12 protein-coding genes are annotated in these 13,201 nt (G+C 64.0%); 4 read left to right on the forward strand and 8 right to left on the reverse strand.

Annotated elements, in window-relative coordinates; translation table 11 throughout:
- Nucleotides 1-228 precede the first annotated feature (228 nt).
- The 5 genes from EJ069_RS31400 to EJ069_RS31420 all read right to left on the reverse strand — a co-directional run bounded on the left by EJ069_RS31400 (nucleotide 229) and on the right by EJ069_RS31420 (nucleotide 5,672).
- Entirely contained in the window at nucleotides 229-1,263 is a 1,035-nt protein-coding gene (locus EJ069_RS31400; RefSeq protein WP_126064421.1) for an ABC transporter substrate-binding protein, read from the reverse strand.
- A gap of 84 nt (nucleotides 1,264-1,347) precedes the next feature.
- Nucleotides 1,348-2,259, reverse strand: coding sequence for a sugar phosphate isomerase/epimerase (locus tag EJ069_RS31405; protein WP_126064422.1), 912 nt, complete (start codon nucleotides 2,257-2,259; stop codon nucleotides 1,348-1,350).
- 19 nt (nucleotides 2,260-2,278) lie between these two features.
- Nucleotides 2,279-3,826, reverse strand: a complete 1,548-nt coding sequence (locus EJ069_RS31410) for a mannitol dehydrogenase family protein (protein ID WP_126064423.1) — start codon at nucleotides 3,824-3,826, stop codon at nucleotides 2,279-2,281.
- Complete coding sequence (locus EJ069_RS31415; RefSeq protein WP_126064424.1) at nucleotides 3,802-4,584, reverse strand: SDR family oxidoreductase; 783 nt, start codon at nucleotides 4,582-4,584, stop codon at nucleotides 3,802-3,804. The genes EJ069_RS31410 and EJ069_RS31415 overlap by 25 nt, the downstream gene beginning before the upstream one ends.
- A 194-nt stretch (nucleotides 4,585-4,778) precedes the next feature.
- Nucleotides 4,779-5,672, reverse strand: a complete 894-nt coding sequence (locus tag EJ069_RS31420; protein WP_126064425.1) for a MurR/RpiR family transcriptional regulator — start codon at nucleotides 5,670-5,672, stop codon at nucleotides 4,779-4,781.
- 212 nt (nucleotides 5,673-5,884) lie between these two features.
- On the opposite strand from EJ069_RS31420, the gene EJ069_RS31425 reads away from it, so the two are divergent.
- Nucleotides 5,885-7,069 carry a Gfo/Idh/MocA family oxidoreductase gene (locus EJ069_RS31425; RefSeq protein WP_126064426.1) on the forward strand — a complete coding sequence of 395 codons (1,185 nt, stop codon included), beginning with the start codon at nucleotides 5,885-5,887 and terminating at the stop codon, nucleotides 7,067-7,069.
- 83 nt (nucleotides 7,070-7,152) lie between these two features.
- Nucleotides 7,153-7,743, forward strand: a complete 591-nt coding sequence (locus EJ069_RS31430) for a hypothetical protein (RefSeq protein WP_126064427.1) — start codon at nucleotides 7,153-7,155, stop codon at nucleotides 7,741-7,743.
- 14 nt (nucleotides 7,744-7,757) lie between these two features.
- Here the strand turns inward: EJ069_RS31430 and EJ069_RS31435 are convergent, their stop codons facing one another.
- Genes EJ069_RS31435 through EJ069_RS31445 form a run of 3 tightly spaced genes read right to left on the reverse strand, consistent with a single transcriptional unit; the run spans nucleotide 7,758 to nucleotide 10,826 of the window.
- Nucleotides 7,758-8,618 carry a carbohydrate ABC transporter permease gene (locus tag EJ069_RS31435; RefSeq protein ID WP_126064428.1) on the reverse strand — a complete coding sequence of 287 codons (861 nt, stop codon included), beginning with the start codon at nucleotides 8,616-8,618 and terminating at the stop codon, nucleotides 7,758-7,760.
- Entirely contained in the window at nucleotides 8,615-9,505 is an 891-nt protein-coding gene (locus EJ069_RS31440; RefSeq protein ID WP_126064429.1) for a sugar ABC transporter permease, read from the reverse strand. Before EJ069_RS31440 ends, EJ069_RS31435 begins: the two co-directional genes overlap by 4 nt.
- A 28-nt stretch (nucleotides 9,506-9,533) precedes the next feature.
- Nucleotides 9,534-10,826 carry an extracellular solute-binding protein gene (locus EJ069_RS31445; RefSeq protein WP_126064430.1) on the reverse strand — a complete coding sequence of 431 codons (1,293 nt, stop codon included), beginning with the start codon at nucleotides 10,824-10,826 and terminating at the stop codon, nucleotides 9,534-9,536.
- A gap of 324 nt (nucleotides 10,827-11,150) precedes the next feature.
- On the opposite strand from EJ069_RS31445, the gene EJ069_RS31450 reads away from it, so the two are divergent.
- Entirely contained in the window at nucleotides 11,151-12,422 is a 1,272-nt protein-coding gene (locus EJ069_RS31450; RefSeq protein WP_126064431.1) for an extracellular solute-binding protein, read from the forward strand.
- Between the two features lie 52 nt (nucleotides 12,423-12,474).
- On the forward strand, nucleotides 12,475-13,200 hold the full coding sequence (locus EJ069_RS31455; protein ID WP_245456374.1) for a sugar ABC transporter permease: 726 nt from the start codon (nucleotides 12,475-12,477) through the stop codon (nucleotides 13,198-13,200).
- The last annotated feature ends 1 nt before the right edge of the window (nucleotide 13,201 follow it).

Below are 13,201 nucleotides of genomic sequence, written 5' to 3' on the forward strand. Positions count from 1 at the left end.
GCCGAAGGCGCGGGGTGCTCCAGCGGAGTGAGACGTTGGCATTCCCTGGAACACCCCTCATCCGTCTGCGCTAGATCAGGATGATGTTTCGTTGAAACACCATCCTGATCCAGCTCTTTGTCGGAGCATGATCTTTTCCAAAAACCGGTTCCCACGTTTTGGGATCATGCTCTATCGCGCCGATCCACCTTCTCCCACAAGGGGAGAAGGCAGAAGCGGATCAGGCCCTTATTCGCCCGGGCCCTTGCAGGCGACGATCTGGTCCTTGGTGTAGGTCGTCCAGTCCGGGATCGAGATCGAGACCGGCCATTCGGGGCTGAGCGAGGGGTCGACGACGCTCTTCAGCTTGGCCTTGCCTTCCTCGGTGGCGTTTTCCCAAAGCTGCGGCTCGACCAGCACGGTCTGCTGCGCAGGCTTCTTGCCGTCGAGGATCTGCAGCGCCAGCGTCACGCCGGCGCCGCCGATCGAGCCGGGATTGGTGACGGCCGCGCCGACCAAGCCCTTGACCGAGCTCAACTGGCCGACGAAGCCGGCATTGTCGGCGCCGACCACAGGCACCATCGGCGCCTGCTGCTCGACCAGCGCGTCGACGATGACGTTGTCGATGCCGGAGGTCCAGATGCCGTTGATCGGCGTGCCGGTGGCGAGGAAGGACAGGATCTGCTGCTTGGCCTGATCCTGCTGCCAGCCGGTGAAGACTTCCTGCGCGACCTTCACATCGGGGAATTCGGCGAGCGCCTTCTTGAAGCCTTTGTCGCGATCAGAGTCGGCCGAAGCGCCGGCGGCGCCGCGCATGTAGAACACCTCGCCCTTGCCGCCCATCTGCTGGAACAGCCACTTGGCGCCCAAGTAGGCATACTGTTCCTGGTTGTTGGAGATGATGTAGGCGGACGGTTCGGTCACCGCCTGGTCGACGGCGACGACGACGATGCCGGCCTTGGTGGCTTCCTCGAGGCCCGCCTTGATGCCGGCCGGATCGGCCGGGTTGACGACGATGGCGTCGACCTTGGCGCTGATCAGGTTGCGGATGTCCTCGAGCTGGCCGGCGGCGTCGGTGTTGCGGTGGGCGATGTTGAGCTTCGCCACCTCGCCGGAAGCGAGCGCCTGCGCCTTCATGGCGCAGATCATTTCCTCGCGCCAGCCATTGCCCTGCACGGTGTTGGAAATGCCGATCGTGTATTTGCCGGCGGCGGCCGAGACGCCCACAGAGGCGAGCAAGGCGACGCCGGCAAGTAGCGAGGCCACGGTCAGATGTCTTTTCATGTCAGTACTCCTCCACATTGATCTTTTCAGTTCAGTTCGATTTTTCAGTTCCTGGGCGTCGATGCGACCGGCGCCGAGCTTTCGTCATTTGATGAAGGGGCGCAGCACGTCGCGGGCAAGCAGGAAGCCGCGCTTGACCTTCTCATCCGTCCCCTCGAAGCGCCGGTCCTCATGCTCGATGATGACCGGCCCGTCATAACCGGCCCGGTAGAGGCCCGAAAAAATCCTGCTCCAATCGATGTCCCCAAGCCCCGGCATGCGCGGCACCTGCCAGCCTATGCCAGCCGAAAGGATTCCGCGCTCGTACAAACCATCATGATCAATCATCAGGTCCTTGGCATGCACATGCAGCATGTTCTTGCCGAACTCGCGGATGAAGCGCTCCTTGTCGATCATCTGCCAGACGAGATGCGACGGGTCGAAATTCATGCCGACATCGCCGCCCCAGGCTTCGAGGATGCGGCGCCAGACGTAAGGCGAGTAGGCGATGTTGTGCCCGCCCGGCCATTCGTCATAGCTGAAGATCATCGGGCAGTTCTCGAAGGCGAGTTTCACACCGTGCGCGCGGGCGTGGGCGATGATCGCCGGCCAGACCTTTTGCGCGTCCTCCCAGTTGGCGTCGACAGTCTTCGAGGCGTCACCGCCGCAGAAGGTGTTGACCAGCGAGACCCCCATGCGGCTCGCCAGCACGATCACCTTCTTCAGGTGATCGATCACCGCCTCGCGATGCGCCCGGTCGGGATGGAGCGGGTTGGGATAGAAGCCGAGGCCCGAGATGGCCAGGCCCTTGCCGGCAAGCCCGGCGGCAATGTCCTCGGCTTCGGCGGCCGAGATGTCCACGTCGATATGGCTGGTGCCGGCATAGCGGCGGCTGGCCCCGGAAGTCTTCGGCCAGCAGGCGATCTCCAGCGCCTCGAAACCGGCCGATCTCGCCCAGTCGGCGACCTCGCCGAGAGCAGTATCCGGAAATGGTGCCGTGAGCAGTCCAAGTTTCATGATGCCTCCCAATACCAAACTATGCAGATCGAGCCGGCTGCTTCAACCGCGCATCTGTTGGCCCAGAACAGACTTGTTTGACAAAGCCCATCGGATCGTTCGAGAGCAGGCCGTCGAGGCCGGCGACGACATGCGCGCGGAAAGTCGCGTTGGCGGCCAAGGACGGGTCGAAGATGGCGTCGATGGCAAGGATCGCATCGGCCAGCGCCTTGCTGTCCAAACCAACGCGGTCGGCGATTGTCGCAATTCTCTCGGCGAAGGGGTCGGACACCTGCCAGGCGCGGCCGAAGCGCGCCGATGCCTTGATCAGATAGGCCATCCAGCCGGCCACTGGAACCGAAAGAAGCGCGATGCTCCCGCCCTTCACCAGGCGGTCGCGGATCGGGTTGAGCAGGCGCTGCACGATCTTCTGCGAGCCGTCGGTGGCGATCTGGTGATTGCGGTGGCGAATCGCCGTGTTGGTGAGGCGCGACAGGCTCTGCTCGACATAGGCCGTGGGCGATACTCCAGGCACGGGCATCAGCGTCGGCAGTGTTTCCTCGGTCAGCATGCGGCGAACGAAGCCTGCCAGAAGCGGGTTGGCTATCGCCTCGAACGTGTGCTCGAAGCCGCCCAAAACCCCTAGATAGCTAAGCGTCGTCTGGGCGCCGTTCAGCACCCGCATCTTGAGGTGCTCGAACGGCATGACATCGTCGACGAAGGCCGCGCCGACAAGGTCCCAGCGCGGCACGCATCCGGCGAAGCGGTTCTCGATCACCCATTGGCGGAAGCGCTCGCCGACCACCACGGCGCTGTCATGGTAGCCAAAGCGCTGCTCGACCGTGCCGATGTCGGCCTCGGTCGTCGCCGGCGCGATGCGGTCGACCATGGCCGAAGGGAAGGCGACATTGGCTTCGATCCAATCCGCCAGCCTGCCGCCGCGCCGCTCTGCGAACGCACGCACGACATTGCCGAGGATGGTACCGTTGGTGGGGATGTTGTCGCAGGACAGCAGCGTCACCGGCCGGCCATGCGTGGCCATGCGCAGTTCCAGCGCCCGTGCAAGGATGCCGGGCACGCTGCGCGGCGTTTCCGGATTGGCGAGATCGTGGACGATATCGGGATGGTCAAGGTCGAGCGCGCCGCTCGAGGGGATATGGCAATAGCCTTTCTCGGTCACCGTCATGGTGACCATCTCGATCTCGGGCGAGGCGAGCACGTCCAGCGCCGGCGCGGCACTCTCCTGGCTATCGACGACGCTAATGATGCTGCCGATGACGCGCGCTTCGACCTCGTCGTTCTGACGGATCAGCCGCGTGTAGAGGCCGTCCTGCTGCCCCAGCGTGTCGGCAAGAAGGGGCGGGCGGATGTTGATGCCGACCAGTCCCCAGCGGTCGAAATCCTTCGCCAGGAGATCGTCGGTGTATTCGGCCTGGTGGCAGCGGTGGAACGCGCCGACGCCGATATGGGCGATGCCTGGCTTGAGTGCTGCGCGATCGTAAGCCGGCTTGCGGACTTCGGACGGCAAGCGGCCGAGCAGGGCAGGGCTGAGGGTCTCGGCGCTCACCGATTGGCTCCGATCACCCATTGCTCCTGGTCGACCAGCGTGCCGGTCATCGGACCGGCCGCGTCGGAGAGCAGGAACACGGCAAGATTGGCGATGTCGGTCACGGAGAACAGCCGGCCGAAGGGCTGCGATGCGTTGGCCGCGTCGAGCCAGCCGGGACCCTGGCCGAGCGTCTCAGCCTGCATGATCCGTTCGGCCGGAGTGTCGGTCCAGCCGACATTGATGCCGTTGACGCGGATGCGGTCGAAGCGGTGGGCGTTGGCGGCGTTCTTGGTCAACGTCGCCAGCGCGCCCTTGGTGGCGGAATAAACGGCAAGCTCCGGCGTGCCGCAATGCGCGTTGATCGACAGGATGTTGACGATCGCACCGCCCTGTCCGCGTTTCTTCATGTCGGCGATCGCCGCCTGCATCAGGAAGAAGGGCGCGCGGGCGTTGACGGCAAACAGCGACGACCAATCGTCGAGCGTGGCATCGGTGAAGGACGCGCGATCGGTGAGGCCGGCGGCGTTGACGAGGCCGTCGATGCGACCGAAGTGGGAAATACAAAATTCCACCAGCCGCGCCGGTGCAGCGGGGTCGGCGAGATCGGCCGGAACAATGACTGTCGGGGTGCCCATCCGCGAAATAGCCGCCGCGGCCTCTGCGCCGCGCAGCTTGTCACGGCCGGTAATGACGAGGCCTTCGGCCCCGGAGCGTGCAAGCGTCTCGGCGATCGCCCGGCCGATGCCTTGCGTCGCGCCGGTGACCAGCACCACCTTGCCGTCGAGACGAACCTCCATTCCTCCTCCCGGAACAAAGTTTCCATTTTTTCAAATATGGAACGATAATTCCCGTTAGTCAATCGTGCTAGAGCGGTTCACCGTTCCATGGACCGGTGAACCGCTCTATCTCCTTGTCTTTCGCAATTCCGGACGGAAGGTTACGGCGAAGACGCCGAACTTAACCGCTGACACTTTTCCTGGAATTGCTCTTGTCAACCTGTCCGCCGCGCGACGACGCCGTGGACCAAGGCCATGCCGACCGCGAGCGTGGCGGCGAGCGAGCGGAAGCCGCCAAAATCCTGCTCGACCACTTCCAGCCAGGTGTCGGAGAGCTTCACCAGCGGCGAAAATGTGCTGTCGGTGATGGCGAGGATGCGGGCCTTGCGCTCATGCGCGACGGCAACGAGGTCGGGCGTGATCGAATTGTAAGGACTGAAGGAGACGGCAAGCACCGCGTCGCGCGGCGTGATGCAACCGACCTGGTCGAGCGCGGTCGAGCCGACATTGTCGACCAGCACATTGCGCACGCCCTGCTGCGACAGCGTCAACGAGAGATAGGCGGTGACGGGAAAGGCGCGCTTGCTGCCGATGACATAGATCAGCTCGGCCGCCGCCAGATGATCGACCATCGTCTCGAAAGCGGCGATATCGAAATTGTTGCCGATGCGGCCGAGCGAGGCTTGGCAGGCGCCGACCATGCCGTTGAGGAAATGCAGGTTGGCATTCGGCTCCTCGGCTCTGTCCGGGCTGCCTTGCGCATCTGGCCAGGAGCCCTTCATGCGGTCCTTGAACAGGAGCTGGAAATCGGAAAAACCGGAATAGCCGAAGATCTGCGCGAAGCGCACCAGGGTCGAGGGCTGCACGCCGGCCTGCTCCGCCACCTGCGCGATCGTACCCAACGCAACCTCGCTCGGATGCTGCCAGAGGAAGATCGCCACCTGGCGAAGCCGTTTCGGGAAATGCACGGTGCCTGACGAAAGCACTGCACGCAGTTCCTCGTAGGTTTGCGGCTTGGTGTAGCCAAGTGCTGCCAGTGATCGGCTCCTCTTCCTCGCTGCCGTCTCCAGGCTATGCCGCTCCTCGGCGGCCTTGCCGCGACCGCTCATAGGATATGCCTCATCGTGACCCCAACCATCGGATGCATTATCCGATCCCTGCTCAGCGGATGCGGCCCGCCACCTGGACCGAGGGTAAAAAGCTAACGCGGCACAATCGTTTTACAAAACAAAAAATAGAAATATCATTCGAAAACAGCCGTCGCCGGTCACAACATCCGCACCGACCGGCATATCGAAACGTGGGGAGGATAATCGCAATCATGGTCTACGCAACCGCCGATGGTACGTCGCGTCAACGCCTGCGGGTCGGCATGGTCGGAGGCGGCCGCAACGCCTTCATCGGCGCCGTGCATCGCCTCGCCATGCGGCTCGACGACCAGATCGCGCTGGTCGCCGGCGCGTTGTCTTCCGACCCGGACAATGCCGCGGCCTCCGCCGCCGAGATCGGCATCGCGCCGGAGCGCAGCTATGCCGACTACCATGCCATGGCCAAGGCCGAAGCGGCACGGCCGGACGGCATCGAGGCGGTGGTCATCGTCACGCCCAACCATCTGCATGCACCGATCGCGACGGCCTTCCTCGAGGCCGGCATCGACGTCATCTGCGACAAGCCGCTTTCGACGACGCTTGGCGAGGCCGAAGCCCTGGTGGCGCTGACGAAAGCGAAGCAGCGCCGCTTTGTCGTCACGCTCAACAACACCGGCTACGCCATGGTGCGCCAGGCGCGCGAAATGGTGGCGGCGGGCGAGCTCGGCCGCATCGTGTCGGTGCATGGCGCCTATATCCAGGACTGGCTGACCAAGCCGATCGATGCCGAGGGCCAGAAGCAGGCCGAATGGCGCACCGATCCGGCGCGCGCGGGCCAGTCTGCCGTGCTCGCCGATATCGGCGTGCATGCCTTCAACCTGGCAAGCTTCGTCTCCGGTTTCGAGGCGGAGGCGGTTTCAGCCGACCTCTTCACCGCCGTGCCCGGACGGCGGCTCGACGACAACGCGCATGTGCTGATGCGCTGGTCGGGCGGGGCGCGCGGCACGATCCTCGCCAGCCAGACCTCGCCCGGCCATTACAACGACCTCTCTGTGCGCATCTATGGCGAGAAGGCCGGGCTCCAATGGTCGGGCTCGCGACCCGAGGAACTGCGCTTCTCGCCCTATGGCGAGGAAACGCGAACGCTGGTGCGCGGCGGCCATGGCGCGACGGCGGAAGCCCGGCGCGTCTCACGCATGCCGGCAGCGCATCCGGAAGGCTATATCGAGGCCTTCGCCAATTTCTACCGCGACGCCGCCGACATTATTCGCGCGCATCGCGCGGGTGGCGCGGTCGATGCCGCGCGGGCAGCGCAGGTGCCCGACGTGGTCGACGGCGCGCGCGGCGTGAAGTTCGTCGCAGCGGCGGTGGAGTCGAACGCGGCTGGAGGTGCTTGGACGCAGGCGAGATTTAAGTGAGGGGCAGTCGCGCTCTTGATGGCTTGCCAAACTCAGCCTCCGATGGCCGCAAACGCAGTCTGATGAAGCTGCCTCGGTGAATCATGAAGCGCGCGCAGATCGAAGAGCAGAACCGTTACCTCCTGCGGCGCCAGCGCGAATTCCGCCAGGCCGCCGATGTCGTCACGCAGTCCTGGATGGCGTTCCCCGAAATCGAGGCGATCGCCGTCATCGGCTCGGTGGCGAAACCGCTTTGGAAGGAGATTCCGAGGTTCAGCGACTTCCGCCGCGCGGGTATCGAAGTTTGGCATGAATGCAGCGACCTCGACCTGGCTGTCTGGGTCGACTCGCAACACCGGCTTGGCGAGTTGCGCCGTAAGGGCGCCGCGGCGCTGCGGCGGGCGTTCGAAGCCGGGCTTGGCATCAGTGTCGCCGACCATCAGCTCGACGTTTTCCTGTTCGAGCCCGGCAGCGACCACTACCTTGGCCGGCTTTGCTCCTTCAACCGCTGTCCGAAGGGAAATCGGGATTGTCTGGTTCCCGGCTGCGGGGCGATACCCTTCAACAAGCGCATCGCGGATTTCCAACCTTACGCCGATTTGTTGGAGCCGGTCACATATTCTACCCTCTACCGGCGGGACCGTGGCTTGCTGCGTTCCGCGCTTGAATTGCCGAATGTCGATGAGGCTGGCTGAGCGACTCTCGCAAACTAACCTTTGATCGCCGAACCAACGATCGAATCGACGAAGAAGCGCTGCAGGAACACGAAGAGCACCAGCGGCGGCAGCACGGCGAGCGTCGCGCCGGCCATCACCAGGCCGGTGTTGACCGCGCCGCGGTTGTAGCTGAGCAGCCGGCTCAGGCTGATGACGATCGGGTAGGCGTCGGCATTGCCCTGCAGCACGGTGAGCGGCCACAGATAGCTGTTCCAGTGATAGACGAAGGCGAACAGCGCGAGCGCCGCGATTGCCGGCGCGACACTCGGCGCCACGATCTTGTAAAGGATGAGCAGCTCGGAGGCGCCGTCCATGCGCGCGGCGTCGATGAGGTCGTCGGGCACGCCGGCGATGAACTGGCGCATCAGGAAGATGCCGAAGGCGTTGGCGAGGTTGGGCACGATGATGCCGGCGAGGCTGGCGCTCAAGCCCAGCGAGCCGACCATGCGGTAGAGCGGGATCAGCGTCACGATCGGCGGCAGGAACATGGTGGCGATCAGCACAGAGAAGAGCAGCGAGCGGCCGGGGAAGGAATATTTGGCGAAGGCGTAGCCGGCCATCATGCTGGTGACCAGAATGCCGGCGGTGGTGACCGAGGCGATGACAAGCGAATTCCACATCGAGCGCCCGACATTGATGACGCCGGCGACCTTTTCGTAGGGCTCGAGGGTCGGCGTGCGCGGGATCCACACCGGCGGCACTTGCATGGTCTCGCCCGGCGTCTTCAGGCTGGACAGCACCATCCAGGCGAGCGGAAAGGCGGAAGCGACGGCGACCAGCAGCATTGCGGTCGCAAGCAGCGCCTTGCGGCCCGAAGGACGCTTGCGGGCGAGAGATCGGGTTGCCGCGCTCATTCGCTGTCCTTGCGATTGACAAGTGAGAACAGCGCCGAGACGCAGACGATCAGCGACAGCATCAGCATCACCGCCATGGCCGAGCCCAGCCCGCCCTGCGCGCGCTCGATGCCGACGCGCCGGATATGGTAGGTGAGCACGTTGGTGGAGCCGACCGGCCCGCCTTGCGTGATCAGCGCCACCGGCTCGAACACCTGCACGGCGTTGATGATGGCGATGACGGCGCTGAACAGAAGCGTGCGGCGAAGCAGGGGCAAGGTGATGAAGCGGAACTGCTCCCTGCCGTTGGCGCCGTCGAGCGTCGCCGCCTCGTAGAGGCTGCCGGGGATCTGCGTCAGCCCAGCGATGGCCAATACGGCGAAATAGCCGACCTGCTGCCAGACATTGAGCAGCACGATCGAGACCAGCGCCGAGCGCGGCGAGGAAAGCCAGGGTTGCGGACCGATGCCGATCAGGCCGAGCAACTGGTTGAGCGGGCCCTCGCTCGGCGCATAGAGCTTTGACCAGACCAGCGCCACCGCGATCATCGGCACCATGTAGGTGGAAAACAGCACGGTGCGCAGCGCCGTGCCGCCGGCGACCTCGCGCTGATAGACCAGCAGTCCGAAGACCACAGACAGCGGCAGGATGAGGACGACCGACAGTGCGGTGTAGATCGTCGTGTTGAGGAGCGCCGTCTTGAAATCACGGCCGACCGAGGTGGGGCCGAAGATCTCGTGGAAATTGCCGAGGCCAATGAAGCTCGCCTCGGAAAAGGGCGTCTGCGTCGACCAGTCCTGGAAGGACAGCCAGATGGTCAGCAGCATCGGCAACAGCACGAACACGCCGATCAATGTCACGGCGGGCGCCAGCATGATGCCCGCCGAGGCACGAAAAGCTTTGGCCATTCACCTGCTTCCGGTCAGGGACCCGAACTTACTTGGCGGCGCGCTCCAGGATCGACGTGGCGTCGGCCTGCGCGTTCGCCTGCGCATCCTTGGCCGAGACTTGGCCATACTGCAACGCCTCGAGCGTCTGCTGCAGGGATTCCGAGAACTCCTGACCGCCGAGCACGACAGGGAAAGGCTGCGCATCGGCGAGCACGGAGACGTAGCCGGAGAGGAATTCCGAGCCGAGCTTATCCTTATGCGCTTCGATGTCGGAGGTGCGCGACGGCAGGATGCCCATCGACATCAAAATGTCCGACATGGCCGAAGCGCCGTTCTTGCCCGACTTCGGGCTGTTCAGCCAGGCGAGGAATTGCCAGGCCGCCTTCTGTTCGGCCTCGCTGGCCTTGGCGTTGACGACCGTCATCCAGGAATAGGAGATCGAATGCGGCTTGTCGCCGCTCGGACCTACGGGGATCGGAGCGGTGGCGATGTTTGAGAACTTGTCGCCCATGCCGGTCTTCAGCGCGCTTTCCCACCAATTGGCCATGATGATCATGCCGGTCTTGCCTGAGACGAAATTGTCGAGGAACGGACCGGTGGTGTTGGCGTCCGCCGTCGCCATCGCCGGATTGCTCGCGCCGGACTTTATCAAGTCTTCATAGAGCGCGAAGGTCTCGCCGGCCTGGGGACTGTCCAGCGCCGGCTTGCCGTCCTTGACTAGGTTGCCACCATTGGAGACGAGCAGCGAGGCGAAAGGATGGACCACGCCCGCCGCCCATGAGTTGATCATGCCGAAGCCCTGCTGGCCCTTGTCCTTGTCGGTCAGCTTGGCGGCGGCATCCTTGAATTCGGCCCAGGTCTTGGGCGGGGCGGCAATGCCGGCCGCCTTGAACAGTTCCTTGTTGTAGTTCAGCGCGTAGACGTCGATCTCGTTAGGGATGCCGTAAAGCGTGCCGCCGACGGAAGCGGCGCTGACGACGCCGGCCGGCCAGGCGCTCTTCACCTCACTGGCCACAGCGTCAGGGGCAGGGGCGACGAGCTTGTCCCTGGCCAGTTCCGGCAGCCACAGATCGTAGATGCCGCCGATCGTCGGGCCATCGGAGGAGCCGCCCTGCGAGCGCAGCGTGGTCAAGAGATCACCGAAAGGAACCGCGCGCACGGTGACGGCGACATCGGGATGCTGCTTGGAAAAATCCTTGGCCGCCGCCTCGAGCAGCGCCACCGTCTCCGGCGACCAATGCGTCAGATAGGAGATGTTGACCGATTGCGCCCAGCCGGTCGCGGGCAGCGCGATGAGCCCCGCGGCAAGCGTCAGCTTCGAGATCCAGGCAAGCGACATCGGCATCCTCCACACAAGCTGCAACAAGAGCAGTGACGTTATGACAAGTTTGAGCAAACGCGCAAGCCCTCGCGTGCGAACGTTCGGATCAGATCTGTGGACCAAAAAACTCGGCGGCGTCGATTTTCACAAAATAGTAAAATAAAATCAAGTAGATGAAATGTCTCTTCCTATCCCATCCCCGATCGAGCGAAGCCCTCAACATGTCTGCGCCCCCTTGCTCGTGGCATCATGTCGTTATAATGACTTCGCGAAAAGGCAGACGAACGCCTCCGGGCTGCTGCGATGCGACCCTCAAAACAGAAACAAATGGGAGAACTGGCAATGAGCATGCTTTCCATACACCGGCGCGCCGCGCTCGGCCTGATCGGCGGCCTCGCTGCTGCCGGCGCGGGTATCCTTACGACGCTGCCGGCCCACGCCGACTCGACGGTGACGCTGTGGAGCTGGCGCACCGAGGACGAGGCCGCCATGCACCGCATCTTTGAGGCCTTCGAGAAGAAGAACCCGGACATCAAGGTCAACATCCAGTTCACGCCCGATGCCGATTATCAGAACCGCCTAAGCACGGCGCTGCGTGGCGGGCACGGACCCGACATCGCGCAGCTCAAGGCCTATGGCGAATTGCAGCCCTTCATCGAAGGTGGTTATCTCGACGCGCTCGACGACAGCGTAGCGGAGCTGAAGAACATGCCCGACGCCGCCCTTGGCGGGGCGCGCGGCCGCGCCGACGGCAAGCTCTACGGCGTGCCCTATTCGGTGCCGATGATGGGTGTCTTCTACAATGAGGACATCTTCGCCGCGCAAGGCCTCGAGATCCCGAAGACCTACAAGGACTTCGTCGCCGCCTGCGAGAAGCTCAAGGCGGCGGGCATCACGCCGATCGCCAATGGCGGCGCCAACGGCTCGGCCTGGGAGCTGGAGATCGGCGTCGGCGTCATCGGGCCGACGCTCTACGGTCCCGGCTTCTACGACGAGATGATGAGCGGCAAGTCCACATTCGAGGATCCGCGCTATGTCGCGGCGCTGAAGCGCTTCGCCGAGCTGAAGCCGTACTATTCCGATGGCTTCGCCGGCATCGACTACACCACCGCGACGCAGCAGTTCATCGGCGGCAAGGCGGCGATGTTCTTCGGCGGCTCGTTCGAGAACGGCAGCTTCAAGTCGCAGAACCCGAAGCTGAAATTCTCGATCTTCCCGTTCCCGGCCGACGACGCATCGACCAAGCTCTACACCTCGGCCTTCTCGGACGGCTCCTACGGCCTTGTGTCGGAAGGCCAGAACAAGGAAGCGGCGACCAAGGTGCTGAACTACATGGCCTCGGCCGAATTCGCACAGGCCTTTGCCGACGAGCTCGGCTGGCCGCCGGCCCGCACCGACGTCACCGTCAAGGATCCGGTTTTGTCCAAGATGATGGAGATGGCGAAGAACTCGACGCCTTACCTGACGCTGGTCGGCTTCCGCTGGCAGACGCCGACGGCGTCGTCGGTGCTGCAATCCGAGATCATCGACATGGTGGAAGGCAATGTCGCGCCGGAGAAGCTGGCGGCCGACATGCAGGCCGCGGTCGCCACCTGGTTCAAACCCAAGCAGTAAGGCAGGCTGCCGGCCGCGACATGGCCGGCAGTCCACTCCCACCGAGCAGCGCATGACCAAGTTCCGCCGCACGACCAGCCTCCAGCGCACGCAACAGCGCATGGCGGTGCTGTTCATCCTGCCGGCCTTGGCCATCTACGGGCTGTTCGTGCTCTATCCGCTGCTCATGTCGCTGTGGGGCAGCTTCTTCACCTGGAAGGGGCTGCGCATGCAGGAGTTCGCGGGCCTCGCGAACTTCTCGCGTCTGTTCGTGTTCCCGAGCGGCGAGCGGCTATACGGCGCGCTCTGGCACAATGTCGCGTGGTTCTTCGGCATCATGCTGCTGCAGAACGGGCTCGGCCTGTTGTTCGCCTGGCTGCTTTTCCTGCGCGGCAGGGGCGCCGCCTTCTTCCAGTCGGTGTTCTTCTTCCCCGCCGTGCTCAGCCCCGTCATCGTCGGCGCGCTGTGGCGGCTGCTGCTCGCGCCCGGCGGCATCGTCGAATGGGCGCTGAACGGTCTCGGCCTGCACCAGGGCAGCCTGACCGTGCTCGGTAACAGCCATACCGCGCTCGGCATGCTGATCGCCGTCGACGCGTGGAACTGGATGGGCCTGCCGGTGCTGATCTACACGGCGGGCCTCAGGCAGATTTCGCCGCAGGTGTTCGAAGCGGCGAAGCTCGACGGCGCCGGCAATGCGCGCATGCTCTATGCGATAGCGCTGCCCTTGCTGATGCCGGCGCTCGGCACGCTGACGACGCTCTCCTTCATCAACACCTTCAACCAGTTCGACATCGTCTAGT

This window comes from Mesorhizobium sp. M2A.F.Ca.ET.043.05.1.1, assembly GCF_003952445.1.
Classification (GTDB): domain Bacteria; phylum Pseudomonadota; class Alphaproteobacteria; order Rhizobiales; family Rhizobiaceae; genus Mesorhizobium.